The following is a 23,536-nucleotide window of genomic DNA, read 5'->3' on the forward strand; positions in this document are numbered from 1 at the left end:
ACCAGGTGATGACGCATGATCCGAAAGGTAATCAGAGACGTAGTTGTGGCCGCCGCGGCGGCGGTGCTCGTTGGTGGGGCGGTGGGGTGCTCGACATCAACGACCGATGACGATCCGGCGCCCACGTCGAGCACTTCGCGGACTACCAGTGCGGTGACGACCGTGCCCGATCAGGGCGGGGATGTGAAACAACAGGTGCCCGCCCCGACGGTTCCGCCGGTCCGACCGCCGTCGACGGTCCTCTCCGAACCGGCCGTGCCGTCGGTTCCGCCCGTGCTGCCACCGCCCTCGTCGGAGCCGCCGCTGCCACCGCCGCCCCTGCGGACGACCGCAGCGAGGCCAGCGCCCGAATTAGCGCCGGACTCGTTGCCCGAGTCGGAGCCCGAGGCCCCGCCCAGCGCAGGCGATCCGTTCGAGTGCGGCGAGGACAGCTACCGCAATAGCGACGGCGTGTGCGTGACCCGGCCGCAGTCGCAACCCGCGCCCGAGCCGGGCGACACCTTCGAATGCAATGACGGCACCTACTCCGAGAGCAAGCACGAAAGTGGTGCCTGCTCAAGCCACGGTGGGGTCAAGCGGCCGGTTTAACGAATCAGGCGGTCAGGTTCTGGAGACGAACCTGGCCGCGCGCGATCGTGCGACCTTCCGCGTCGGTGACAACGACGACCCACAGTTGCTGGCTGCGGCCACGGTGAATCGGGGTGGCCTCGGCGGTGAGGATGCCGTTGCTGACCGCGCGCAGGAAGTCGGTGTTGTTGTTGACGCCAACGACCTGACCACGGTCGCCGAACCACACGCCACCGCCAACGCTGGCGAGGGTTTCGATGACGGTGCAGTACACGCCGCCGTTTTGGATGCCAGCGGGCTGGTAGAGCTTGGGCGTGACCTCCCATTCGGCGCGCACGAGGTCGGGGCCGACCTCGGTGAAACGCAAACCGATGAGGTCGGTGAAGGTGCCTTCGGCCGCCTTGTTCATGAACTCGGCGTCGACGTTGGCCAGAGACAGTGGCTTTTCGCTCATGGTGTCTGTTCTACACCGCCACCGAACGGGACTGGACTAGAGCGGCGGGCTCGCTGATGAGCGAACCCGCCGCGGCACCGACAAGGGGGTCAACCGCAGCCCTCGGGACCACCGGCTCGCCTGTACGCCGCCGTTAGAATAGGTCAGGCTTACCTAAGTCGTCAACCGTTTCCGTACTGTCTCACTAGTCTCATAATTAGTCGCGTAATGACAGGTTGAGATAGCGATAGACCGTCGCGCGGGAAATCCCCAGTTCGGCGGCGATTTCGTCCGCACCGCACCCGGCGGCACTCATCGCATGCGCTTGCGAAATCGCCTCGGCGTCAAGCGTTTTCGGCCGTCCACGCCCACGCGACCCGGGGGCGGTCGCTGGCGGATACAACGCGGCCAACCCCGACAGGACGGCCGCACGCAACCGGGCAACGTCCTCGTCCGCGTACAACACGACGGGATCGGACAGCGCGCCAAGCGCCTGCGCTGCCCGCACCCGCTCAGGCAAGGTCGGGCGCGGCCCCGCTACCAGCCGATTCGCCGCCATCATCGTGTTTCTGAACCGGTCGAAGATCGAGCCGGGCGCGGCGAGCGCGAGATCGTTGACGTTCAGGCGCAGCAGATAGCGATGCGCGATGAAGACGTCGAGCAGCCCTTCAAGTACCCGCGTGCGAGCGACGACGGGGTCGGCAGCGGCCGCTTCGGCCGCGTCGTCAATGGTCGCCGCCATCGCTTCGAGCAGCGGCTCGGCCAGGCCAGCAAGAATGTCGTACTTGCTCGGAAAGTGGTAGAGCACACCAGCTTTCGAGATACCGAGCTGTTCGGCGATAGCGCGCACGCTGGTGCGGTGGTACCCGTGCGCACCGAACAGCTCCATCGCGACGACGAGGATGCGCTCACGAGTTGGCCTGTCACTCACGCTGCCAGTTTAGCCCTTGACTGACCAACGGTCAGGGCTCTAGCGTTGAAACTGACCATCGGTCAGCTCTAGAGGAGTTCTCATGCCGCGCAGTCAGCCCACTCGTGTTCTTATTTCCGGCGCGAGCATCGCCGGACCAACCCTCGCCTACTGGCTCGCTCGCGCGGGTTTCGCGCCAACCATCGTCGAGCAGCATCCCGAACCGCGCCCCGGTGGCAACGGCGTCGACCTGCGCGGCGGCGCGCTCGACGTCATCGAGTCGATGGGCCTCCTGCCGACCCTGCGTGGCCTCGCCACCGACATCGCCGAGCTCGCCTTCGTCGATGCGCGGGGGCGGCGAGTTGGCGGCATTCCGATCGGCGCGCTGTCAGATCCTGGTGACCTTGAGGTCATGCGCGGCGACCTCGCCGCCGTACTGCACCGCGCCACTGCCGACGACGTCGAATACCGCTTCGGCGAAACGATCACCGCGCTACCGACCGCTTCCGGAACGACACCCACGGAAAGCCCGGTCAGCGTTACCTTCTCCTCAGGCGAGCAACGCGAATTCGACCTCGTCATCGGCGCGGACGGCCTACATTCGAATGTCCGTCGGCTCGCGTTCGGTCCAGCATCGGTCGGCGCGCATCCACTCGGCTTCGCCTTCGCCACCGCGACCGTGCCCAGCGACATCGGCGCCAATCGCACCGTCACCCTGTACAACACCCCCGGTCACGCCGCCGGAATTTCACGCTCGGGCAACCACCCGTACGGCACCGCGTTCTTCGCCTTCCGCACCGCGCGCGACCAGGAAATCCCCCGCGACGCCGACGCCCAACGCGCCCTGTTGCGCGGCGAATTTCGCGACGGCGGCTGGGAAACGCGCGCCCTGCTCGACGCCGCGACCGCCGACCCCACCTTCTACCTCGACGCCATCACCCAAATGCGGTTGCGCAGCTGGGCAGTTGGACGGGTTGGACTCGTCGGCGACGCCGCCTACTGCGCCACGTTGCTGTCCGGCGCGGGCGCGACCCTCGCGATCGAAGGCGCGCATCGTCTCGCCGCCGAACTCGCGGTCGGCGACAGTTACCCGACCGCGTTCGCCCGCTACGAAACTGCGATGCGACCGACGGTCCGTGCCCGACAACGCTCGGTCACAACGGCTGGTGCGCTGCTGATTCCGGGCAGCGACACCGCGATCTGGTTGCGCAACCGGCTCACCCGCGTGATGGCACTCGGACCGATCGCCGCGCGGGTGTTTCGCCCTGGCTCGCCGGGAGCCGCGTAGGCAACCTCGCCCAATCCCGTGTCCCCCGCACCCTTTTCGCGACCCGGACGAAACGGCGGGAAACCCATCATCCATGATCAACGGTGACCTCTATGTTTCGAGGCTTGTGTCGATGTTGTCAAAGCGTGCGATCCGGGCCCGAAACCCGCCGTGCGCGCAGCGAGAGAGGCAAGATTTCGTGAGTAGTCGTTCCATTCCCCGCTTGGCCATTCGGGCGGCGTTGTGCCTGGTCGCGTTCGGGTCGGTGATCGCCGGTCCCGCGCATGCCGAACCACTGTGGCCGGGCGGGCCTGATGTGCCCGGTGTTCCCGCGATCGTGCCCCCGGCACCCGCGCCCGCACCTCCCCCTGCCGTCGCGCCGTGCAGTGAGAAAGCCCGTGCGTGCCTTCAGTTGTCGACCAACAACGCGTGGTTGATGGACAACGGCAAGACCACCTTCGGACCGTCGCCGATGTCGCACGGACGGCCCGGTTACGAGACGCCGCCAGGGGTGTTCCGGGTGGCGTTCAAGAAGCCGTTCCACTGGTCGACGCTGCATAACGCGCCGATGGAATACGCGGTGTTCTTCAACGGCGATATCGCCTACCACATCGGGCCGACCGAAGAACAATCGCACGGGTGCATTCGACTGACCCCCGAGGGCGCGAAAGCGCATTTCGACTGGTTGGAGCCGGGCGACATCGTTGAGGTCGTCGAATAACCGCACCACAATTCACACCGGGAGGCGAGCAGGTGGCCTCCCGGTTTTCTTTTTGCCTAAACGAATCTTTCCATCAGGAAAGAACAAAAAGAACAAATCAGGTTGAGTGAAACAACCGCTTGCCAGACTTCTGACCCGTCGCTGATAAGCGGCAAAACGTGCAAGCGCCACAAGGAGAAACACGTGGGTTCACTGGACGACCTGGTCCTGATTTTCGCCATGAACATCGGCTCGCTGATGGGATTCGACGGCTTGGGCGAGACCTTCATGGGCTCGATTCAGGGCAAATAATCCGCACTTCGGCGGATTCTTCCATCACCAAGGAGCTAAAAAATGGGTTCGGTTTACGAAATCCTCGACATCACCCTGGGCAGCGCCAACACCGTTGGCAACACCATCGTCAACGCGCTGACCACGATGAGTGGTGGCCCTTACGGCCTGTTCTAACCACGTCCTCCCGCACGACATCTCGAAACTAGGAGTTACCCCATGGGTTCCGCAGCTGATCTGCTCATCGCCACCCTCCTCGGAATGCAGTCGGCAGGCGAAGCCGACCGTCTCGGCGGCATTTTCCTGGGCTCGCTGACCGGCGTTTTCCCCCAGTAGGGGATTCGCCAATCACTGAAAACACCACCATCACAAGGAGTTTCACCACATGGGATCACTTGGCGAATTGCTGATCACCGGCTCGTCCAACCTCAGCAACCTCGGTATGCCGTTTGTGCATGGCCTGATCACCCTCAGCGGTGGCACGCCCACCCCGCTGTAAGAAGAGTGCTCAGAGAGTAAGTGTGGTTGAGGAGGCGACCGCCGACACGGTCGCCTCCTTCCCGTTTTCGCCCGTCATCGAGAAGAAGTCAGCAGGCTCGCAACTGATGAAGAACGAAATGCTGCGTGGCGTCATGGCCGCCGCGTGCGCCCTCGCCATCGCCACCACGCCGGTGCTTGTCGATGTCGCGCCCGCCGCCGCGGCGACTGAGGCAACGGTGGTGAGTCGCACCGACACCGGGCAGAGCACCGAGCTTCGCATCTACTCCCCGTCGATGGACCGTGAGATCGCTCTGCGGGTGATGCGCCCCGCCGACACGTCGACACCAGCGCCAACGCTGTATCTGCTCAACGGCGCGGGCGGTGGCGAGGACAAGGCGAACTGGGACGCCCAGACCGACGCCGCGACCTTCTTCGCCGATAAGCACGTCAACGTCGTGATGCCGATGGAAGGCGCGTTCAGCTACTACACCGACTGGCACGCACCCGACGCGATGCTGGCGAAGAACCTCAAGAACAACGGTCGCAATATGTGGGCGACCTTCCTGACCAAAGAGCTCCCCCCGGTGATCGACGCCGCCCTCAACACCACTGGCGTGAACTCGATCGCGGGCATTTCGATGGCAGGCACCTCGGTGCTCGACCTCGCCATTCAGGCCCCTGACCTTTACCGCAGCGTCGCCGCCTACAGCGGATGCGCGATGACGTCGGATCCCGTTGGCCGCATGTTCGTCTCGACCGTCGTGCGCATGGGCGGCGGCAACGTCGACAACATGTGGGGCAAAGCGGGCGACGCCGCGTGGGCCGAGCACGACCCGTACGTGCAAGCCGCCCGACTGCCCAACATTCCGATCTACATCGCAACCGGTTCCGGCCTGCCCGGCCAGTACGACTCGCTCTCGAACCCCCGCGTGCACATCAGCGGCAAAGACGCGCAGACAATGCTCAACAGCCAAATGCTCGTCGGCGGCACCATCGAAGCGGCGGCCGCCTACTGCACGGTCATGATGCAACAGCGCACCAATTCCCTTGGGCGAACCAACATTACGTACAACATCAAGCCGACCGGCTCGCACTCATGGGGCTACTGGCAGGACGACCTGCATCAGTCGTGGCCGATGATGGCGACCGCGCTCGGCATCAGCTGACGCTTATCGAGTTGGTCCAGTGCGCCGCACCGGCAGCCCGCGATCTTCAAAAGCGGTGAGCAACAACTGACCTCGGCGCGCGCCCGCGACCGCGTCGCTGCCGCCGAGCGCGGGCGCGTACGTGGCAGCACCGATCACCGACTCGCCAACAAGCGCCCAGAAGCGACGCGGCGGCAACCCCGATGCGCGAGTTAGCACCTGCTGCAACGGGATTAGCGCTGAGGCGCAGCGTTGCGCGAGCCACACCGCCATCGCGGCCTCGCACGGCAGGGTCGCGACACCTTCCTCGCCGACGCACGGGTCGCCGTCGACAACGCGAATCATGGTGTCGGACACGCCAGCCCAGTCGATGCCGCCGTCGTTGTCGTGGTGAATCCACATGTTGTCGCGGCCCGGATCCCACGCACGGGCCGAGAGCACATAGAGCGCGGTGACGCGACCGACGATCGCGTGCGCGAGCGCGGTGGCGACGACCTCGGCGGCCATGTCGCGACTGGCCATCTCGCTGGCGTGGCGACGGAACATCAGTTCGACGCGACCCTCGTGGAGCCCCGCGTTGATTTGCCACCATCGGCGTTTGGATTGGTCGGCCATCGCGGCGACCGCGTACACCCGCACATGCTCGGGTTGCAGCGCACGCACCTGGGCACACGCGGTGTCGAACGCCGCAGGGGCGGTGGTGGAAACGATGGTGACCGGCTCGGACATCGAACCTCCTCGAACGCTCGGTTCCCGCGACGATGCTGTCACGGAACATAGGTTAGGCTTACCAGACTTTATTAACGCGTGTCTGGTTCGAGTCAGGAGTGCTTGTTCGCCGTGATAGTCCCTGGCGCCATCAGACGTCGTCGTCTGACTGGGCTGCTCCTGCTCTGCGTACTGCTCGCCGTCGCGGCGATAGCGGGTATCGCCATCGGCACCCGTTCGCTGTCGCCAGTGACGGTGACCGACGCGCTCACCCACGCCCTCGGCTGTGCGGGCGGGCCATTCACCTGCCCCGCCACCTCAGTGGCCGAGGAAATCGTGCGTGAGCTGCGTCTGCCTCGCACCGCGCTCGCCATCGCCGCCGGGGCGGCACTTGGCATCGCGGGCGCGCTCATCCAGGGGTATACCCGTAATCCGCTCGCTGATGCCGGTTTGTTGGGACTCAATGCGGGAGCGGGGTTTCTCGCGGCGTTGAGCATCTTTTTGTTCGGCTTCACCGCGCCTTCGCAGTACATCTGGTTCGCCTTCGCGGGCGCGGCGATCGCGGGCGTCGTCGTGTTCGGCGCCGCCTCAGCCGGTGGCGGCAAAGCGGGACCGTTGAGCCTCGTCCTCGCCGGTGCCGCGGTGACGGCGTTTTTACAGGCGATGACGAACGCGGTGATCACCATCGACAACTCCGCGCTCGACACCTACCGCTTCTGGGTGGTCGGCACGGTCGCCGGTCGCGAGGCGAACGTGTTCTGGCAGGTCATAACGTTTCTGCTGGTCGGCGCGGTGATGGCACTGGCCGCCGCGCCCGGGCTGAACTTGCTTGGACTCGGCGACGACGTCGCGCGCGGGCTTGGGGTGAACGTCGAACGGGCGCGCGCGTTTGGGTTGGTCACGGTGGTGCTGTTGAGCGGGGCGGCGACGGCGGCGGTTGGGCCGATCGCGTTCCTCGGGCTGGTTGTTCCGCACCTCGCGCGCACGATCACCGGACCCGATTACCGCTGGTTGCTGCCGTATTCGGCGGTGATGGGCGCGCTGTTGTTGCTTGTCGCTGACATTGCGGGACGCGTTGTCGCGCGACCGGGCGAGTTGCAAGTTGGCGTGATGCTGGCCGCGATCGGCGCACCGTTCTTCCTCGCGCTTGTCCGTCGCAAGAGGGTGGTTGCGATATGAGCACCGAAGCCGACCGCCCCGGCCTTGCTAAGCCGACGCCGCTGGACGCGAAACTGGGCGGCGCCGACCTCATCGGCAGCATGACACCCTCGCCAGCGACTGGTGTGCGCGCCGACGCGGCAACAGCGGTGCGGGCCGTTCGACCCGCGCTGCGCCTTGGCCCGCTGTCACTGGTTTTCCGCCCCGGCCTCACGCTCGCGGTCCTCGCGCTCGCGATCGGCGTCGTCGCCCTGTTCTGCCTCGACATCGCCGTCGGCGAAACGCACGTTCCACTGTCGCGCGTGATCGACGTGCTGACCGGTGGCGGCACCCGATCGCAGCGGTTCATCATCATGGAATCCCGACTCCCCCGCGCGCTGACGGCCACGATTGTCGGTGCGGCACTTGGCCTTTCGGGTGCGCTGATGCAGTCGATCCTGCACAACCGCCTCGCCGGACCCGACGTCCTTGGCATCACCACCGGCGCGAGCGTGGGCGCGGTCGCGGTGCTCGTCGGCGCGGGTGGCGCGACCACCGGGCTGCTCGTCAGCGTCGGCACACCGCTTGCCGCATTGGCGGGCGGATTGCTCACGGCGGTAGCGATTTACGCGCTCGCGTGGGGTCGCGCCGAACGAGGTGCGAGCGGAATTCGCTTGGTACTCATCGGCATTGGCGTTAACGCACTGCTGATGTCGGTGATCAGTTGGCTGCTCACGCGGGCGAGCCTCACCGACGCCACCCGCGCGCAGCAATGGCTCAATGGGTCGCTCAACGCGGCCGATGCAGGCAGGCTCATTCCCGCTGCGGTCGCGCTGACGGTGGTCGCGGTGGTCGCGCTGGGGTCGAGTCGCACGCTCGCCGCATTGCAGCTTGGGCAGGAGTCAACGCGGGTGCTCGGCGTCTCGATCCAGTCTCAGCAGGCATTGCTGATCGGCGCGTCGGTCGTCGCGGCCTCGGTCGCGACAGCGGCGGTCGGACCGGTCGGGTTCGTAGCGCTCGCCGCACCACAGATCGCCCGCATGGCGTTCCGCACGCCGGGCGAACCGCTGATCGCGTCGGCGCTGGTCGGGGCCGCGCTCGTGACCGGCGCTGACGTGGTCGCACGCGGTGTTTCGCCGGTTGACCTGCCCGTCGGCATCGTCACGGCGGCCTTCGGCGGCCCGTTCCTGCTTTACCTGCTCGTTCGCATGAATCGGAAGGCCACCCTCGCATGACAACGACCTCGCATCGCCTCGCCGCCGAGGACGTCAGCCTCGGTTACGGCGACCGCGTGATCGTCGACAACCTGAGCGTCACCATCGCGCCGGGCGTGGTCACGACCGTGATCGGGCCGAATGGCTGCGGTAAGTCGACGCTGCTGAAGTCTCTTGGCCGACTCCTTCGCCCGCGCGACGGCCAGGTCGTCCTCGATGGTAAAGCGATCTCGTCGCTGAAAACCAAAGACGTCGCCCGGGTCATCGGCATGCTGCCGCAAACGCCGATCGCCCCGGAGGGCCTGACCGTCGCCGACCTCGTCGCGCGCGGTCGGCACCCACATCAGTCCTGGTTGCGCCAGTGGTCGGCCGACGACGAAGCCGAGGTCGCCGCCGCGCTGGCCCAAACCGGCATCGCCGACCTCGCCGACCGCACCCTCGACGAACTGTCCGGCGGCCAACGCCAACGCGCGTGGATCTCGATGGCGCTGGCACAGGGCACCGACATTCTGTTGCTTGACGAGCCGACCACCTACCTCGACCTCGCGCATTCGCTTGAGGTGCTCGACCTTGTCGACCAACTCCACGCCGACTACGGCCGCACGGTCGTGATGGTCCTGCACGACCTCAACCTCGCGATCCGCTACAGCGACCAGCTGATCGTGATGGCGCAAGGCCGCATCGTCGCTCAGGGCAGCCCGACCGAGATCATCACCGCCGAACTGCTCGCCGAGGTTTTCGGTCTCGATGCCACTGTGCTCACCGATCCGGTCTCTGACCGGCCGATGATCATTCCGATCGGGCGGCGTCATGTGCGTGGTGCTGTCGGATATGAGCAATAACACACAGCAAATACCGAGTTACGACGACCCGTAGTACGCACGTCCGTCGTTGAGTCCGTAAAATCAGGGAATGGCAGGACTGGGCGAACTCGAAAAAGCGGTCATGGACCAGTTGTGGTCGGCCGACGAACCATTGACGGTGCGGCAAGTACATGAAGCGTTGGCCGCGCAACGCGAGCTCGCGTACACGACTGTGATGACCGTGCTCCAGCGCTTGGCGAAGAAGGATCTTGTCGTGCAACGCCGCGACGATCGCGCTCATCGTTACGCACCCGTGCACACCCGCGACGAACTGGTCGCCGGCCTGATGGTCGACGCGTTGCAGCAGGCCGACGAGGCTGGCTCGCGGGCCGCCGCGCTGGTCCACTTCGTCGAACAAGTGGGCAAAGACGAGGCCGATGCGTTGCGCGAGGCCCTCGCGAAGCTCGAATCCGACGAAAACAGGGGTTAGACTCCCTGGCGGCTCTCACAATGAGGTGAGCGCCATCCCCTAGATCTTCCAGATTCGGGGGTTCGGAAATGACGACGCAGTGAGAGTCGATGAACGCAACCGCGGCAGTATTCGCCGGGCTCGCCTTGCTTCTCGCAGGGCCGGTACCAGCGCTGCTTAGTCGCGCCAGGTGGGTCCATCGCACGCCACGCGCCGCGCTTGTGCTCTGGCAGGCCATCGCGCTCGCCGCTGTGCTGAGCGCCTTCGGCTCAGGTCTCGCGATCGCGTCGATGCTGCTTGTTCCCGGCCCCGACGGCCGACCGACCACCTCACCAACCAAGGAAATCGACGCACTCGGGTTGCCGCTGTGGGTGGTGTACGTGCTGGTTTTCGCGCTCACCCTCATGATCGGCGCGCGCCTGATTTTCTCGATCGTGCGCGTCGGTATTCACACGCGTCGCCGCAGGTCACGGCATCGCATGCTCGTCGATTTGCTTGACCAGTCCGGTCCTGTTCGCCGTGCCGCTGACATCCGCGTGCTCGCCGCGACCGAACCCATCGCCTACTGCCTGCCCGGATTGCGCCAGCGCGTTGTGCTGTCCGAAGGCACGCTCACCAACCTCGACGATGCCGAGATCACGGCCATCGTCAGCCATGAACGGTCGCATTTGCGCGCCCGCCACGACCTCGTTTTGGAAGCGTTCACCGCCGTCCACGAGGCATTTCCGCGCGTTGTCCGCAGCAAGGCCGCGCTTGGTTCGGTGAAGCTGCTCATCGAACTGCTCGCCGACGATTCCGCCGTCAAGGCGACCGGTCCGAAACCGCTCGCGCGTGCCCTTGTCGCGTGTGCGAAATCGACAGCGCCGCAGGGCGCGCTCGCCGCGGGCGGGCCAACCACGCTCATCCGCATTCAACGGTTGGCCGGCCCCACCGGCGACGTGCGCGTGGCCACTGCCGCCTATCTCGGCTCGGCCGCGATCCTCGTCGTTCCGACGCTCGCTGTTGCCGTTCCGTGGCTCGAAGAGCTCACTCGACTGTTCCGCTGAGCTGGCGGTTTACCCAACCGTGGCGTAACACGCCTATCGTGGGAGCCCGGTCCTTCCTGCTGGGCCGCGCCCCGTCCGCGCCAACGAGCGTCGTTCGGGTGATCGACTGCCGGATCCTCCCGGCGCGATTCGCAGCCCAACGAAAGGCACCCTTGTCCTCCTCAGATACCGAAACTGACACGACAACTATCGAAACGCCGACGTTCGCCGAGCTAGGCCTGCCGGTCGCGCTTGTACAGACCATGCGCAACCAGGGCATCACCGCGCCCTTCCCGATCCAGGCGGCCACCATCGGCGACGCGCTCGCTGGTCGCGACGTGCTGGGTCGCGGGCCGACCGGCTCGGGCAAGACCCTCGCGTTCGGGCTGCCGATGCTGACCCGCCTCACCGGCTCGTCGTCCAAGCCGGGCCGCCCGCGCGGTCTCGTCCTCGTTCCCACCCGTGAACTGGCGAGCCAGATCGAAAAGGCGCTCGACGAAGCCGCGCTTTCGCTCGGCCTTCGCGTGTACTCGGTGGTTGGCGGCGCGCCGATCAAGCGTCAGGCTGACCGGCTCGCGCGTGGCGTCGACCTGCTCATCGCCACCCCGGGCCGTCTCGACGACCTGATCAAGCAGGGTGCCGCGAGCCTGTCGGATGTCGCGATCACCGCCCTTGACGAGGCCGATCACATGGCTGACATGGGCTTCTTGCCGCAGGTCACCAAGCTGCTCGACCGCACGCCGAAAGAGGGCCAGCGCCTGCTGTTTTCGGCCACTCTCGACGGCGACGTCGACAAGCTCGTCAAGCGGTACCTGCATAACCCGGTCACGCATTCCACCGCGCCGCCCGCTGCCGCCGTTTCGACGATGTCGCATCACCTGCTTTACGTGCGTGACAAGTTCGTCAAGCGCGATGTCGCCACCGAAATCGCGGCCCGCGACGGTCTGACCATCATGTTCGTGCGCACCAAGCACGGCGCTGACCGCCTTGCCAAGCAGTTGCGTGGCGCTGGTGTGGCCGCCGGTTCGCTGCATGGCGGCAAGGCGCAGAACAACCGCACCCGCACGCTCGCGGCGTTCGCTGACGGTTCGGTTCCGGTGCTTGTCACCACCGACGTTGCCGCGCGCGGTATTCACATCGACGGTGTCTCGCTGGTCGTGCACTTCGATCCCCCGGCCGAACACAAGGCGTATCTGCACCGCGCTGGTCGTACGGCCCGTGCTGGTGAGGAAGGCGTCGTCGTCACGCTGGTCACTGGCGAAGAGCGCAAGGACGTCAACGCGATGACCCGCAAGGCGGGCATCTCGGTCGACGGTGTCGAGGTGCGACCGGGCGACCGCAAGCTCATCGACATCACCGGCGCGCGCAGGCCGAGTGGCGTGCCGCTCGCGACCCCGGGCGCTCCAGCCCAGGAACAGCCCGCCAAGACCCGCACGGCCGGTGGCGGTCGACCGCGTCGCGGCAAGACCGCCGCTGAGGCCGCGTCGAGCGCGCGTGGCGCGAGCGGCGGTGCCCGTCGGGATCGTCCGGCGACCGGTGAGCGTCGCGATCGGCCGACGGGCGAGTCGCGTGGGCGCAAACCCGCAGGAGCGGGACACGCCCGTACGGGCGACACGCCGATGAATTCGCGGCGTCGCACCGCGCGTCCCGCGGGCGCGTCGGGTGGCCGCAACCGCTCGGCTAACTGAAAGTCCGTGTGGCCGAACCCGATTGGGTTCGGCCACACGTTTCTCACCTGCCCCATGGGACACGCGAATTCCCCGCGCCGGGCCGGATTACTCGACTCGCGCCTCACCCCGCTATCATTGGCCCAGTGCGATTTCTTCCCGGAGCCCAGCCGGCCTACGACCTGACTTACGACGACCTGTTCCTCGTCCCTAACCGGACCGAGGTAGCGTCCCGGTTCGATGTCGACCTGGCCAGCGTCGATGGGTCCGGCACCACCATTCCTCTCGTTGTCGCGAACATGACCGCTGTCGCTGGTCGTCGCATGGCCGAGACCGTCGCCCGTCGTGGTGGCCTCGTGGTGCTGCCGCAGGACCTGCCCCTCTCGGCCGCCGCTGACACCATCGCGTTCGTCAAGAGCCGGTCGCTCACCGCAGACACCCCGGTCACGCTCGATCCCGACCGCTCGGTCTCCGACGCGATGGCCCTCATGCACAAGCGCGCGCACGGCGCTGTCGTCGTTGTTGAAGGCGGCAAGCCCGTCGGCGTTGTCACCGAGGCCGCTTGCGCCGACGTCGACCGGTTCGCGCGCCTGCGCGAGGTCGCGATCACCGATTTCGTCACCGCGCCGGTCGAAACGTCGCCGCGTGACATCTTCGAACTCCTCGCCGAAGCACGCACTGACCTGGCCGGCCTCACCAACGCCGACGGCACCCTCGCAGGCGTGATGACCCGTACCGGCGCGATCCGCGCTGGCATCTACACCCCGGCCACCGACGCTAACGGTCAGCTGCGCATCGCCGCCGCCGTCGGCATCAACGGCGACGTCGCTGGCAAGGCGAAGGCCCTCGTCGACGCCGGTGCCGACATGCTCGTCATCGACACCGCGCACGGTCACCAGACCAAGATGCTCGAATCGCTGCGCGCGATCGCCGACCTCGGCCTCGGTGTTCCGCTTGCCGCGGGCAACGTTGTTTCCGCCGAAGGCACCCGCGACCTCGCCGAAGCGGGCGCGACCATCATCAAGGTCGGTGTCGGCCCCGGCGCGATGTGCACCACCCGCATGATGACCGGTGTCGGTCGCCCGCAGTTCTCCGCCGTTGCCGAATGTGCCGCTGCCGCAAAGGAATTGGGCGTGCACGTGTGGGCCGACGGCGGCGTCCGCCACCCGCGCGACGTGGCTCTCGCCCTCGCCGCTGGCGCGTCGAACGTGATGATCGGTTCCTGGTTCGCTGGCACCTACGAGTCGCCCGGCGACCTGCGCGTCGACCGTGACGGCAACGCGTACAAGGAAAGCTTCGGCATGGCGTCCAAGCGCGCCGTCGCCGCGCGCACCGCCGCCGACAGCGGTTTCGACCGTGCCCGCAAGGCGCTGTTCGAAGAGGGCATCTCCAGCTCGCGGATGCGTCTCGACCCCGAGCGTCCCGGCGTCGAGGATCTCATCGACCACATCACCTCGGGTGTCCGCAGCTCCTGCACCTACGCCGGTGCGCGTTCGCTGCCCGAGTTCCACGAGAAGGCTGTGCTCGGTGTGCAGTCGGCTGCCGGTTTCGCGGAAGGTCGCCCGCTGCCCAGCGGTTGGTGATCTTGCGAGGGTGGGGCGTGGACGCGCGAGCGCACGCCCCACTATCCTGATACGACATCGTCGTTCTTCGAAAGGACCCAGTTGTCACCCGCGTCTCAGGGCGCCACAAAGGAGGGCTCCTCTACGGAGCCGGGTGACAAACCCGGCGTCCTCCTTTTCTCGGCGTCGTCTCGCCTGCACGATCTAGTCCGGTCACCGGAGGGGCGGTGCCGACGATGACTGTTGTCATCACGGTGTTGAGCCTGCTCGGCTTCGCCGCACTCACCCTCGGTACCGCGTTGTTCGTCGCCGCCGAGTTCTCCCTCACCGCGCTGGAGCGCAGCACTGTCGACGCGGCAGCGCGCGAAGGCGACGCCCGCTCGCGGCTCGTCAAAAAAGCGCATTCCACGCTGTCATTTCAGCTTTCCGGTGCCCAGTTGGGCATCACGATCACCACACTGATCACCGGTTTTATCGCCGAACCGGTGCTTGCGAAGCTCATCGACCCGCTGCTGAGTGCGATCGGCCTGTCCGAGAGTGCGTCGCATGGCGTCGCGCTGGTCACCGCGCTCATCGTCGCGACATCGCTGTCGATGATTTACGGCGAACTCGTGCCGAAGAACATCGCGATCGCCGAGCCGATGAAGGTCGCGCGACTCACCGCGGGCCCAATGATCGCGTTTTCCGCATTCTTCAAATGGCTGATCAAATTTCTCAATGGGACCGCGAACTGGCTGGTCCGCAGGATGGGCATCGAGCCCGCCGAGGAATTGCGGTCGGCGCGTTCACCCGAAGAGCTCGGTTCGCTCGTGCGGACGTCGGCGCAGCGCGGGTCGCTTGATCAGCGCACCGCGTTGGTTGTCGACCGGTCGCTGGAATTCGGCGACCGCACCGCCGAGGATTTCATGACCCCACGCGTGAAGGTCGAATCCCTCGATCGCGACGACACCATCGCCGACCTCATCGCCGCCGCCGCGCGCACCGGCTATTCGCGGTTCCCGGTCATCGACGGCGACCTCGACAACGCGCTCGGTGTTGTGCACGTCAAGCAGGCGTTCACCCACCCGGCGAGCATGCGCAAGCAGATTCCGCTGAGTCAGTTGGCGAAGGCGGTGCCGATCGTGCCAGCGAGCCTCGACGGCGATGAGGTGCTGGAACGTGTTCGCGCCGATGGGATGCAGGTCGCGTTCGTCGTTGACGAGTATGGCGGCACGGCAGGCATGGTCTCGATGGAAGACCTCATCGAGGAAATCCTCGGCGACGTGCGCGATGAGCACGACGAGGAAGAACGCGAGGTCAGGCGCGTTTCGGACGGCTGGGACTGCTCCGGTCTGCTGCGCATCGACGAAGTGGCGCGCGCGACCGGCTACGACGCGCCCGAAGGCGAATACGAAACGCTCGGCGGGTTAGTGATGAACAAGCTCGGCCACATCCCGCATTCCGGCGACGAGGTGATCCTGCCCGACTCGCGTGGTTGGGAAGGCGACGGCGGCTGGTTGGCCAAGGTCGAGCGGATGGACGGTCGACGCATCGATCGGGTGCGGCTGATGCCCATCGACGAGGCGAAGGTGCAAGCATGGGAGCACGCGCATGGGTGACCTCTTCGGGCTCGTGCTCACGTTCCTCCTGCTCGCGGGCAACGCGTTTTTCGTCGCTGCCGAATTCGCGCTGATCTCCGCGCGTCGCGACCGCTTGGAAGCCCTTGCCGCACAAGGGAAAAAGAAGGCGAACGTGGTGATCGCCGCCGGTGAGAACCTGTCGATGATGCTCGCCGCCGCCCAGTTGGGCATCACCATTTGTTCGATTTTGCTCGGCCGCGTTGGTGAACCGGCGGTGGCGCATCTGCTCGAAGCGCCGTTCGACCTGGTTGGGCTGCCCGATCAACTGCTGCACCCGGTCGCGTTTACGCTCGCGTTGACCATCGTGGTGATTCTGCACATTCTGCTTGGCGAAATGGTGCCGAAAAACATCGCGCTCGCTGGGCCGGAACGCTCGGCGTTGCTGTTAGTGCCGATCCATTTGATGTGGTTGCGGATCGCGCGACCGCTCATCGCGCTGTACAACTTCGCCGCGAACATGACACTGCGGATGCTGCACATCGAGCCAAAAGATGAGCTCGACGCGACCGTGTCTTCGGTGGAATTGGCCGAGATGATTGGTGAGTCGCGGGAGGAAGGTCTGCTCGACGAGCAGGAACATCGTCGCCTCACCCAGGCCCTTGATACCTCCGACCGCATCGTCGGCGACGTCATGGTGCCGCTGGCGAAAGCGCGGTCGGTGCCGTTGCGCGGCAACGGGACCACCCTCGGCGACGTCGAGAAGGCCGTCGCCGAGACCGGCTATTCGCGCTACCCCGTGCGCGCCGCCGACGGCTCGTTGGTCGGCTACCTGCACATCAAGGACGTCCTGGACAAGGTCGCCGATGACGCGGCGGGTCCGGACACCGTGATCCCCCGCACCGACATCCGCCCGCTGCCGACGGTCACCGCGACGACGCCGCTGTATGAGGCATTGGCCCGGTTACGTCGGACGAACAGCCACCTTGGTCGCGTTGTTGACGCGCGCGGCAACACCGTTGGGGTGGTGGCGTTGGAGGATCTCGTCGAGGAATTCGTTGGGACCGTGCGGGATACGACGCACCGCGACCCCGAATAAGGCTGATGGCCCGATGAATCCTCATCGGGCCGTTGGGTTTTCGATTATTTGACGGCGTTGGCGAGTTGGTCGGCGTAGGGGACGGTGAACTTGCCGACCACCGGCAACGCCGCGCGGACGCCGCCGTTGCTGTTGGCGTGCACCATCGCGAGCACCCAGATGACGAGGGCGAAAACGCCGAGCGCCAGACTGGCGAGGCTCGCGATGAAGGCGAGCGGGCCGAGGACGGCGGCGGCGATGCTGAGCGCGATGTTCGCGACGGTCACCGCTCCGAAGAAGATGATCGACTGTGCCGCATGGAATTTCACGTCGGGGTCGTGTTTACCGATGAAGAGGAACACGGTGCCGGTGAGCCAGCCGAAGGCATACGACAGGATGGCGCTGGTCTTTTTGTCGAGCGAAGTTGTCATGCGGTAAGTAGACGGTGCCGTTGCGCGCCTACCGATCCCAACTTTGCCGCGCACACTAGGTTGCTGGTATGCAGCCAGGTGAGCAACTGTTCTTGTATGTGGTCGGTTTCAACATCTACGCGCTGGGCCTCATTTACCTGCGCGGGTGGTTGTATCAGGTGCCGGTGTATCGGCCGATGGTGCTCAACTTTTTCCTGTCTGTACTGCCGTTAGGCATTTTGCTTGTCACGCTTGTCGTTGCCGGGCTCGCTGACGAACTCGCGGGGCGTTGGGCCGGGATCGCGGTGGCTGCGGTTGGTTTGCTGGCGTGGTTACTCGCGCTGCCCAACGCCAGTTATCTGATCACCGAACTGAACCTGAACCATCGGCGCGAAGACGACTCAGTGCCGCTCTGGTACGACATCATCGCGGTGCTGTCGTTCGCCATGTCCGGGGTGGTGAACACCGTCTTCAACGTGCTGCTCGTGCAAATCGGTTTCGTTGTCGCGTTTTTCGGCGACGACGACGATCGAGCGATGGAAGGTGCCCCTGCTGCCGCGTTGGCGATCCTCATCATCGCCGCGGTGTCGGTCGGGATTTACCTTGGTCGTTATCTGCGGCTCAACAGTTGGGACGTGCGATCGCCGCGCCGGATGTGGACCAAGGTGGCAACCCACTTCGACTCGTGGTCGGCGGTTGGCAGCTTCGCGTTGTTTACGGCGATGTACACGATCTTTTTGGGGCTGATGTATGGGCTGATCGTCGGCCCACTTGTCGCGTCGATCACGTTGCCGCGGTAGGAAGCTGGGCCGCTCGATTGGTTCGAATTCCCTTGACGCGCAATCCAGTTCCGGGTGAGCGGTGTAGGTGGCCTACTTAACCCTGGCGTGGCTGACCGCATTCGCTATCGCTTGCGTCGTATCGTGACGCGGTGACCGACTCCCCGACCGTGCTACCCACCACCCGCTGGCCGGTGATCACCATTGGCGGCGTCCTCGTTGCGACGGCGACGTATCTGCTCGCGGTGCGCACCGGCGCAGGCCAAGCCATTGAGAACGCGGCGTTGCGCGGCGCGGACCAGGTGCCTGAGCGCGACGTGAGTCAGGCGTCGGGGGCGCTGGATCAGATCACGGTGTATTCGCTCGCGCTCGCAGTGCTTGCCGTCGCGGTGATCGCGGTGCTGCGGAGGCGTTTCGACTTGCTGGTCGCGGCTGTTGGGGTGATCGTCGCCGGTCAGGTGGTGGTGCAGACGTTGAAGCGGTACGTGCTGCCTCGACCCGAATTGGTCGAGCTGACTGGGCAATACGCGCAGAACAGTCTGCCGAGCGGGCACACGACGATCGCGATGACGGTACTTTTCGCGACGATCATCGTCGTCCCGTATCGCTGGCGTGGGCTGGCGTTGGTTGTCACGCTGGCGTGGGCAGTCGGGATTGGGCAGTACACACTGACCGCGAAATGGCACCGACTCAGCGACACCATCGCCGCCGACGCGATCTCGCTGGCACTCGCATGCCTCGCGTCGTGGTGGTTGGTCGCGCGCGGCGGCGTGCGGCGCTACACCGGTCGCCCGAAGGTGATCGCGGTAATCGTGACCGTCCTCGCGACGTTGTCCGCCGTGGCAAGCCTCGCCACCGGTGCCGTGTTGTGGGGTGCGCCGCTAGGCGAGGAAGGAATCGCGGGCGCCACCACCGACGACGAATGGAACATTTACCTTGGCGCGACGGCATTCGCATCAGCAGGCTCGGTAATCGCGTCCTTGATTTTCCTCGCGGCATGGCACCGATGGGAAACCACACCGGCTGCCGCGGGCTAAACACGCCGAGGCGAATTAGGTACGTGGGCCAAAGAATTCGGCGCGGGCCGCGTCGACGCGCGCTTGCGCTTGCCCAGCGCTTTGAAAGCTGACCGCCGCAGAGCCGCCGCCCGCGATTCCGAGGGCGAGTAGTCCACCGATCACCGACAACAAGTTCGGTTCAGGGAGCAGGCTCGATTTGCTGGTCGGCGCTACGGCATCAGCGGGAGTGGCGACAGCAGGCGGTGCGGGAGGCGAGCCGCCCGCGTCGGGCGATGCCGCTCCCGCACCCGCGCCCCCTCCGCCACCGGGCGAGCCGCCACCGGAAGCGGAGGATCCTGGCGACGGGCTTGTGTCCCCTGGCGCCTGGTCGCTCGGCGGGACGGCTGGCTCGGCGGGCGATGCCACGTCGGGCACAGCCGGGGGGCTCGGTGCATCGGGCGCGGGCGCGGGCGCATCGGCGGTGGGAACTGGCGGTGGCTCATTCGGGCCAGGATTGGGGTTCGGGTTACTACCCCCGTTACCACCCCCATTGCCCTGGTTCCCATTGCCATGCCCAGGGTTGGGATTGCCCTGGTTGCCATTCCCGCTGCCAGGATTGGCATTCCCGTTATTGCTGCCCTGATTTCCCCCGCCATTGCCTTGATTACCGTTGCCGCTGCCAGGATTGGAATTGCCGTTGGAATTGCCGTTGGAATTCCCGCCGCTGTCTTTCGGGTTGCCATGACCGCCATGACTGCCGCCGCTGCCGTGCCCGCCGGGCTCGGCGATGACGCGCGTGCCGTCGCCACCGAGTTCGATGCTGAGCGTTGGGAGTGGGGTTGGGGTAGGTATAGGGAGTTGCTCCGCCGGCTCAGCGGAGCCGGACCCTCCGTAGCCGAGCAGGCCGCAAGCGCTGACCATTCCAGCGATAATGACTGTCCGCCTGATCCGACCGGCCGTCACGCGCCCATCACCCCATACTCGATAGCCGAACTCGCGTTAATGCGGTCGAATCCGCCGCTTGTTGTGTACCAGGGATCCGACAGACACATTCTGCAACGTGGTCACAACAATTGCAGCGAACGGATCGAATTGCCCATAACCACTCGGTCGATCGCGCTCACCGCGCTCGCGGGGTCGTCGGCCGCGCCCATCGTCAGCAGCAGCGGAACGAAATGTTCAGCGGTCGGGTGCGCCACCGCGGCACCTGGCCCTTTCGCTCGGTAGTCGGCCAGCGTGTCGACGTCGCCTCGCGACAGCGCGTCGACGGCCCACTCGTCGAAAGCCCGGTTGTGCGTGACCAATTCGGGTTGCCGGAACACCGCGAAACTGTGGGTCATGAAACCCGAGCCGATCACCAGGATGCCCTCGTCGCGCAACGCGCGTAGTCGAGCGCCAAGCGTCAGCAGGGCCGTCGGATCGAGGGTTGGCATCGAGAGCTGCACGACCGGCACGTCCGCGGCCGGGTACATCGCCATGAGCGGGATGAACGCGCCATGGTCGAGCCCGCGATCATTGAACTGGTGTACCTCGGTTTGGCCGGGTAGGCCGGTCAATCGCCGCGCGAGGTCGGTTGCGTCGGGGGTCGCGTAGGGCAGTGTGCCTGGCGGATCTACCCGTGCCGTGCGACGTCGTCGCAGAGGATCGCGGGCCACGTCGCCAGGTCCGCTGGCGTACTCGCTACCGACAGTGTGGCTGTGGGCAGCAGGTCGACTAGCGCCTCGGCGGTCGAAACCGGGTGCCCCGGGTCGTCGGTCCACGCCAAGATCGTCGTCGGCACGTCGAGTTTGGCGATCGACTCGGGCGCGGGCAGGTCGCTCAGCGCGGCCCCACGCAGCAGCGACGGCAGCAGTTCCGCAGCGACATCGGGGACGGTTTCGGGCGTGCCGACGGTCGCCGGCGGGCGCTCGGTGCGCAGGTCGGCGCGCAGGAAAGCCTCGATGCCCTGCTCCTCGATCAGGCGTGCGTTGTCGCGATAAGTGTGCGCTTTCGCCGCCCTCGTTTCCCACGCCGTCGCGGGGACGAGCAGGGTGAGACCGGCGAAGCGGTCCGGTTCGCGGACAGCGGCGTGCAGCAAGGTCCCCGTGCCCATCGATGGGCCGACGCCGTGGACCTGCTCGCCGGGAAACCACTGGTCAAGCAGTCGCAGCAGGTCGTCGGCGAGTACCGGCCACTGGTAGTCGGTATCGACGGCCCGACCGGTTGACCGTCCGTGGCCGCGCGCGTCATAGCGCAGTAGCCGGGTACCGCTGAGCCCTCGACCAAGGTCTAGATCCATCAGCCGATCACGGTGACGACTTGAGGTGAGTCCATGCAATTGCACGACGGGATGGCCGCCCTCATCACTCAATTCCACGTCAAGATCGGCGCCGGGGACACGAAAGGTCGACACAGGGGCTCCAAGATGCTTTGGTAAGTCGCTCGGGAAGGTGCATAGGATAACCGTTATGCGGCTGACAAACGTCGCGCATTTGCGCCTCCCGTTCGGCCGACTCCTTGGCTACGACGTTACCGTCGGCCCGCTCGGCCACGCCCTTCCCGTCTCCTTCGATCAGCACCGGCATGTGGGGTCGGGCGATCGCCCTGGATCGTGGATGGCGTTGTCGTTCCAGCTCACTGGGCCTGTTTCGATCGACGACCTCGCGACCGCGTGGCTCGCGGTGGTCGCCCGCCACGGCACGCTCCGCTCGGTTTTCCTGCCGGGCGAAGACGGTCCGGCACTGCACTCCGTCGATGTCACCGAAGGTGGCTGGGTCGAACACGAGATCGGCCCTGGTCAGGCCGTCAACGACGCGTTGCGCGACGTGCTCGACCACGCCTGCTCCCCCTACAACCGGCCGTCGCATCGGCTTTGCGTGCTCGAAACCGCCGCTGGCCCAACGGTTGTCATCGCGGCCGACCACGCGCACGTCGACATGTGGTCGATGCTGGTGATCGTGCGCGATCTACTCACCGCCCTCGACGCGGTCCGGCGAGGTAACGCGCCCACGCTGCCGCCCGCGCCGGCGTTCGCCGAGCACACTGAGGCGTTGCGCCAATTGCCCCAAGCGCCAACCGAAGTGCATGAGCAGTGGACGCGGGTGCTCGACAACAGCGGCGGCATGATGCCGCGTTTCCCGCTGCCGCTCGGCACCGCGCGATTGCAACGCGAGCGGGTCGAGGTCCGTGATGTACTCGATGTCGACGACAGCGCCGCGTTCTCCGCACAAGCCCGCGGCGACGGTGTATCGACGTTGGCCCTGGTTGTCGGCGCGATGACCGAGGTGACGGCCGAACTCGCTGGCACGGCGTTGCGCGCGGTGTTCCCGGTGCACAGCCGCTTTGACACCACCTGGCATGACTCGGTTGGCTGGTTCATCACCAACTCGGTCCTCGAATCCGGTGACGCCGACCCACGCGCGTGTGCTGACGCGGTGAAAGACGCGGTGCGACTTGGTTCTTGGCCGTTGGCCGACATCCTGCGGCCGTGGGGCGGGATGCCGGAGGCCCCTGGAATGTTCGCGATTTCCTGGCTCGACCTGCGTCGGCTACCGGTGCGGGTCGATTCGGCCGGGCTCGCAGCGCAGTATGTGGGCGCGACCATCCGCACCGACGGCGTGATGCTGTGGTTCATCCTCGACGAGACCGGCCTGCACCTGCGCTGCCGCTACCCCGACACCCCGGAAGCACGCAAGCATGTCGGCGCCTGGCTCGACACCCTCATCGCCCGGTTGCGCGCCAAAGCACGCGCGTCGATCGGCGCGCGACTCCGTGTCGGCGAGCGGATGTTCACCGTCCAACGCGCCGAACGCGCCGACGTGCCCGACCTGGTCGCGCTGCTCGCCGACGACGAGATCAGCCGCACCCGTGAAGTAGCCGACCTCGCGCGTTATGAGGAGGCGTTCGACGCGATCACTCGCGACCAAGTGCACTACCTCGCCGTTGTCCGCGACGAGGCGAACGTCATCGTCGGCACAATGCAGTTGACGATCATCCCCGGCCTCTCGCGCGGCGGCACCACCCGCTTGCAAATCGAGGGCGTCCGTGTTGCCGCCGCCCACCGCGGCCTCGGCATCGGCACCGCCATGCTCGAGTGGGCCCACATCCACGGCCGCAACCGAGGCGCGACGTTGGCCCAGATCACCACCGACCGCCTGCGCGAACGCGCCCACACCTTCTACGCCCGCCTCGGCTACGCCAACGACCACATCGGACTTAAACGCGCGTTGTGATGTGGTCGGCGGCACGGCGTCCGCACCGGGTGGACAACCGCCCCGCTTAGGGCAACATCGTTCGGTTGCCGACCTTCCCCGCGATGGCCGCACACAGCGCGGGGAGTTCCGCCGCGGGGATTTGGG

At 66.2% G+C, this 23,536-nt stretch carries 23 protein-coding genes; 16 read left to right on the forward strand and 7 right to left on the reverse strand.

Annotation, left to right across the window (positions count from 1 at the left end; genetic code table 11):
• Nucleotides 1-15 precede the first annotated feature (15 nt).
• On the forward strand, nucleotides 16-588 hold the full coding sequence (locus IEX78_RS03640; protein WP_188827262.1) for a DUF3761 domain-containing protein: 573 nt from the start codon (nucleotides 16-18) through the stop codon (nucleotides 586-588).
• Nucleotides 589-592: 4 nt separating this feature from the next.
• Here IEX78_RS03640 and IEX78_RS03645 read toward each other — a convergent pair whose 3' ends face one another.
• Both IEX78_RS03645 and IEX78_RS03650 read right to left on the reverse strand, forming a co-directional pair.
• Nucleotides 593-1,021 (reverse strand): PaaI family thioesterase, encoded by a 429-nt coding sequence (locus IEX78_RS03645; RefSeq protein WP_188827263.1) that lies wholly within the window; start codon nucleotides 1,019-1,021, stop codon nucleotides 593-595.
• Nucleotides 1,022-1,217: 196 nt separating this feature from the next.
• Nucleotides 1,218-1,931, reverse strand: a complete 714-nt coding sequence (locus IEX78_RS03650) for a TetR family transcriptional regulator (RefSeq protein ID WP_188827264.1) — start codon at nucleotides 1,929-1,931, stop codon at nucleotides 1,218-1,220.
• Between the two features lie 82 nt (nucleotides 1,932-2,013).
• Here IEX78_RS03650 and IEX78_RS03655 point away from each other — a divergent pair, with 82 nt between their 5' ends.
• The 3 genes from IEX78_RS03655 to IEX78_RS03665 all read left to right on the forward strand — a co-directional run bounded on the left by IEX78_RS03655 (nucleotide 2,014) and on the right by IEX78_RS03665 (nucleotide 5,814).
• Nucleotides 2,014-3,198 carry an FAD-dependent monooxygenase gene (locus IEX78_RS03655; protein WP_188827265.1) on the forward strand — a complete coding sequence of 395 codons (1,185 nt, stop codon included), beginning with the start codon at nucleotides 2,014-2,016 and terminating at the stop codon, nucleotides 3,196-3,198.
• Between the two features lie 178 nt (nucleotides 3,199-3,376).
• A complete protein-coding gene (locus tag IEX78_RS03660; protein ID WP_229683683.1) occupies nucleotides 3,377-3,898 on the forward strand; it encodes a L,D-transpeptidase in 522 nt (173 codons plus the stop codon).
• A gap of 875 nt (nucleotides 3,899-4,773) precedes the next feature.
• Complete coding sequence (locus tag IEX78_RS03665; protein WP_373291534.1) at nucleotides 4,774-5,814, forward strand: alpha/beta hydrolase; 1,041 nt, start codon at nucleotides 4,774-4,776, stop codon at nucleotides 5,812-5,814.
• Between the two features lie 3 nt (nucleotides 5,815-5,817).
• On the opposite strand, the gene IEX78_RS03670 is transcribed toward IEX78_RS03665, so the two are convergent.
• On the reverse strand, nucleotides 5,818-6,522 hold the full coding sequence (locus IEX78_RS03670; RefSeq protein WP_188827267.1) for a hypothetical protein: 705 nt from the start codon (nucleotides 6,520-6,522) through the stop codon (nucleotides 5,818-5,820).
• Nucleotides 6,523-6,633: 111 nt separating this feature from the next.
• Here IEX78_RS03670 and IEX78_RS03675 point away from each other — a divergent pair, with 111 nt between their 5' ends.
• From IEX78_RS03675 to IEX78_RS03715, 9 genes are all read left to right on the forward strand, one after another.
• Nucleotides 6,634-7,680 carry a FecCD family ABC transporter permease gene (locus IEX78_RS03675; protein WP_188827268.1) on the forward strand — a complete coding sequence of 349 codons (1,047 nt, stop codon included), beginning with the start codon at nucleotides 6,634-6,636 and terminating at the stop codon, nucleotides 7,678-7,680.
• 80 nt (nucleotides 7,681-7,760) lie between these two features.
• Entirely contained in the window at nucleotides 7,761-8,873 is a 1,113-nt protein-coding gene (locus tag IEX78_RS03680; protein WP_188828213.1) for a FecCD family ABC transporter permease, read from the forward strand.
• Entirely contained in the window at nucleotides 8,870-9,694 is an 825-nt protein-coding gene (locus tag IEX78_RS03685; protein ID WP_188827269.1) for an ABC transporter ATP-binding protein, read from the forward strand. The genes IEX78_RS03680 and IEX78_RS03685 overlap by 4 nt, the downstream gene beginning before the upstream one ends.
• Before the next feature lie 70 nt (nucleotides 9,695-9,764).
• The gene (locus IEX78_RS03690) at nucleotides 9,765-10,145 is read left to right on the forward strand and encodes a BlaI/MecI/CopY family transcriptional regulator (protein WP_188827270.1); all 381 of its coding nucleotides are present in this window, start codon (nucleotides 9,765-9,767) and stop codon (nucleotides 10,143-10,145) included.
• Nucleotides 10,146-10,234: 89 nt separating this feature from the next.
• Nucleotides 10,235-11,170, forward strand: coding sequence for a M56 family metallopeptidase (locus IEX78_RS03695; protein ID WP_188827271.1), 936 nt, complete (start codon nucleotides 10,235-10,237; stop codon nucleotides 11,168-11,170).
• A gap of 242 nt (nucleotides 11,171-11,412) precedes the next feature.
• On the forward strand, nucleotides 11,413-12,837 hold the full coding sequence (locus tag IEX78_RS03700; RefSeq protein ID WP_188828214.1) for a DEAD/DEAH box helicase: 1,425 nt from the start codon (nucleotides 11,413-11,415) through the stop codon (nucleotides 12,835-12,837).
• 125 nt (nucleotides 12,838-12,962) lie between these two features.
• Nucleotides 12,963-14,399 (forward strand): GuaB1 family IMP dehydrogenase-related protein, encoded by a 1,437-nt coding sequence (locus IEX78_RS03705; RefSeq protein WP_188827273.1) that lies wholly within the window; start codon nucleotides 12,963-12,965, stop codon nucleotides 14,397-14,399.
• A gap of 215 nt (nucleotides 14,400-14,614) precedes the next feature.
• Nucleotides 14,615-15,976, forward strand: a complete 1,362-nt coding sequence (locus tag IEX78_RS03710) for a hemolysin family protein (protein ID WP_188827274.1) — start codon at nucleotides 14,615-14,617, stop codon at nucleotides 15,974-15,976.
• Entirely contained in the window at nucleotides 15,969-17,033 is a 1,065-nt protein-coding gene (locus IEX78_RS03715; RefSeq protein ID WP_188827276.1) for a hemolysin family protein, read from the forward strand. The genes IEX78_RS03710 and IEX78_RS03715 overlap by 8 nt, the downstream gene beginning before the upstream one ends.
• 44 nt (nucleotides 17,034-17,077) lie before the next feature.
• Here IEX78_RS03715 and IEX78_RS03720 read toward each other — a convergent pair whose 3' ends face one another.
• Nucleotides 17,078-17,443 carry a DUF4870 domain-containing protein gene (locus IEX78_RS03720; RefSeq protein ID WP_188827278.1) on the reverse strand — a complete coding sequence of 122 codons (366 nt, stop codon included), beginning with the start codon at nucleotides 17,441-17,443 and terminating at the stop codon, nucleotides 17,078-17,080.
• 68 nt (nucleotides 17,444-17,511) lie between these two features.
• Here IEX78_RS03720 and IEX78_RS03725 point away from each other — a divergent pair, with 68 nt between their 5' ends.
• Together IEX78_RS03725 and IEX78_RS03730 are read left to right on the forward strand one after the other, a co-directional pair.
• Complete coding sequence (locus IEX78_RS03725) at nucleotides 17,512-18,222, forward strand: DUF1361 domain-containing protein (protein ID WP_188827280.1); 711 nt, start codon at nucleotides 17,512-17,514, stop codon at nucleotides 18,220-18,222.
• 131 nt (nucleotides 18,223-18,353) lie between these two features.
• Nucleotides 18,354-19,238, forward strand: a complete 885-nt coding sequence (locus IEX78_RS03730; protein ID WP_229683684.1) for a phosphatase PAP2 family protein — start codon at nucleotides 18,354-18,356, stop codon at nucleotides 19,236-19,238.
• Nucleotides 19,239-19,253: 15 nt separating this feature from the next.
• On the opposite strand, the gene IEX78_RS03735 is transcribed toward IEX78_RS03730, so the two are convergent.
• From IEX78_RS03735 to IEX78_RS03745, 3 genes are all read right to left on the reverse strand, one after another.
• Nucleotides 19,254-20,120, reverse strand: a complete 867-nt coding sequence (locus IEX78_RS03735; RefSeq protein WP_188827282.1) for a hypothetical protein — start codon at nucleotides 20,118-20,120, stop codon at nucleotides 19,254-19,256.
• 143 nt (nucleotides 20,121-20,263) lie between these two features.
• Entirely contained in the window at nucleotides 20,264-20,854 is a 591-nt protein-coding gene (locus IEX78_RS03740) for a dioxygenase family protein (protein WP_229683685.1), read from the reverse strand.
• Nucleotides 20,812-21,591 (reverse strand): alpha/beta fold hydrolase, encoded by a 780-nt coding sequence (locus tag IEX78_RS03745; RefSeq protein ID WP_188827283.1) that lies wholly within the window; start codon nucleotides 21,589-21,591, stop codon nucleotides 20,812-20,814. Before IEX78_RS03745 ends, IEX78_RS03740 begins: the two co-directional genes overlap by 43 nt.
• A 55-nt stretch (nucleotides 21,592-21,646) precedes the next feature.
• Between IEX78_RS03745 and IEX78_RS03750 the strand changes: the two genes are divergently transcribed.
• Nucleotides 21,647-23,410, forward strand: coding sequence for a GNAT family N-acetyltransferase (locus tag IEX78_RS03750; RefSeq protein WP_188827285.1), 1,764 nt, complete (start codon nucleotides 21,647-21,649; stop codon nucleotides 23,408-23,410).
• Nucleotides 23,411-23,536: the final 126 nt, after the last annotated feature.

It is taken from the genome of Nocardia camponoti, assembly GCF_014646135.1.
Taxonomy (GTDB): Bacteria; Actinomycetota; Actinomycetes; order Mycobacteriales; family Mycobacteriaceae; genus Nocardia; species Nocardia camponoti.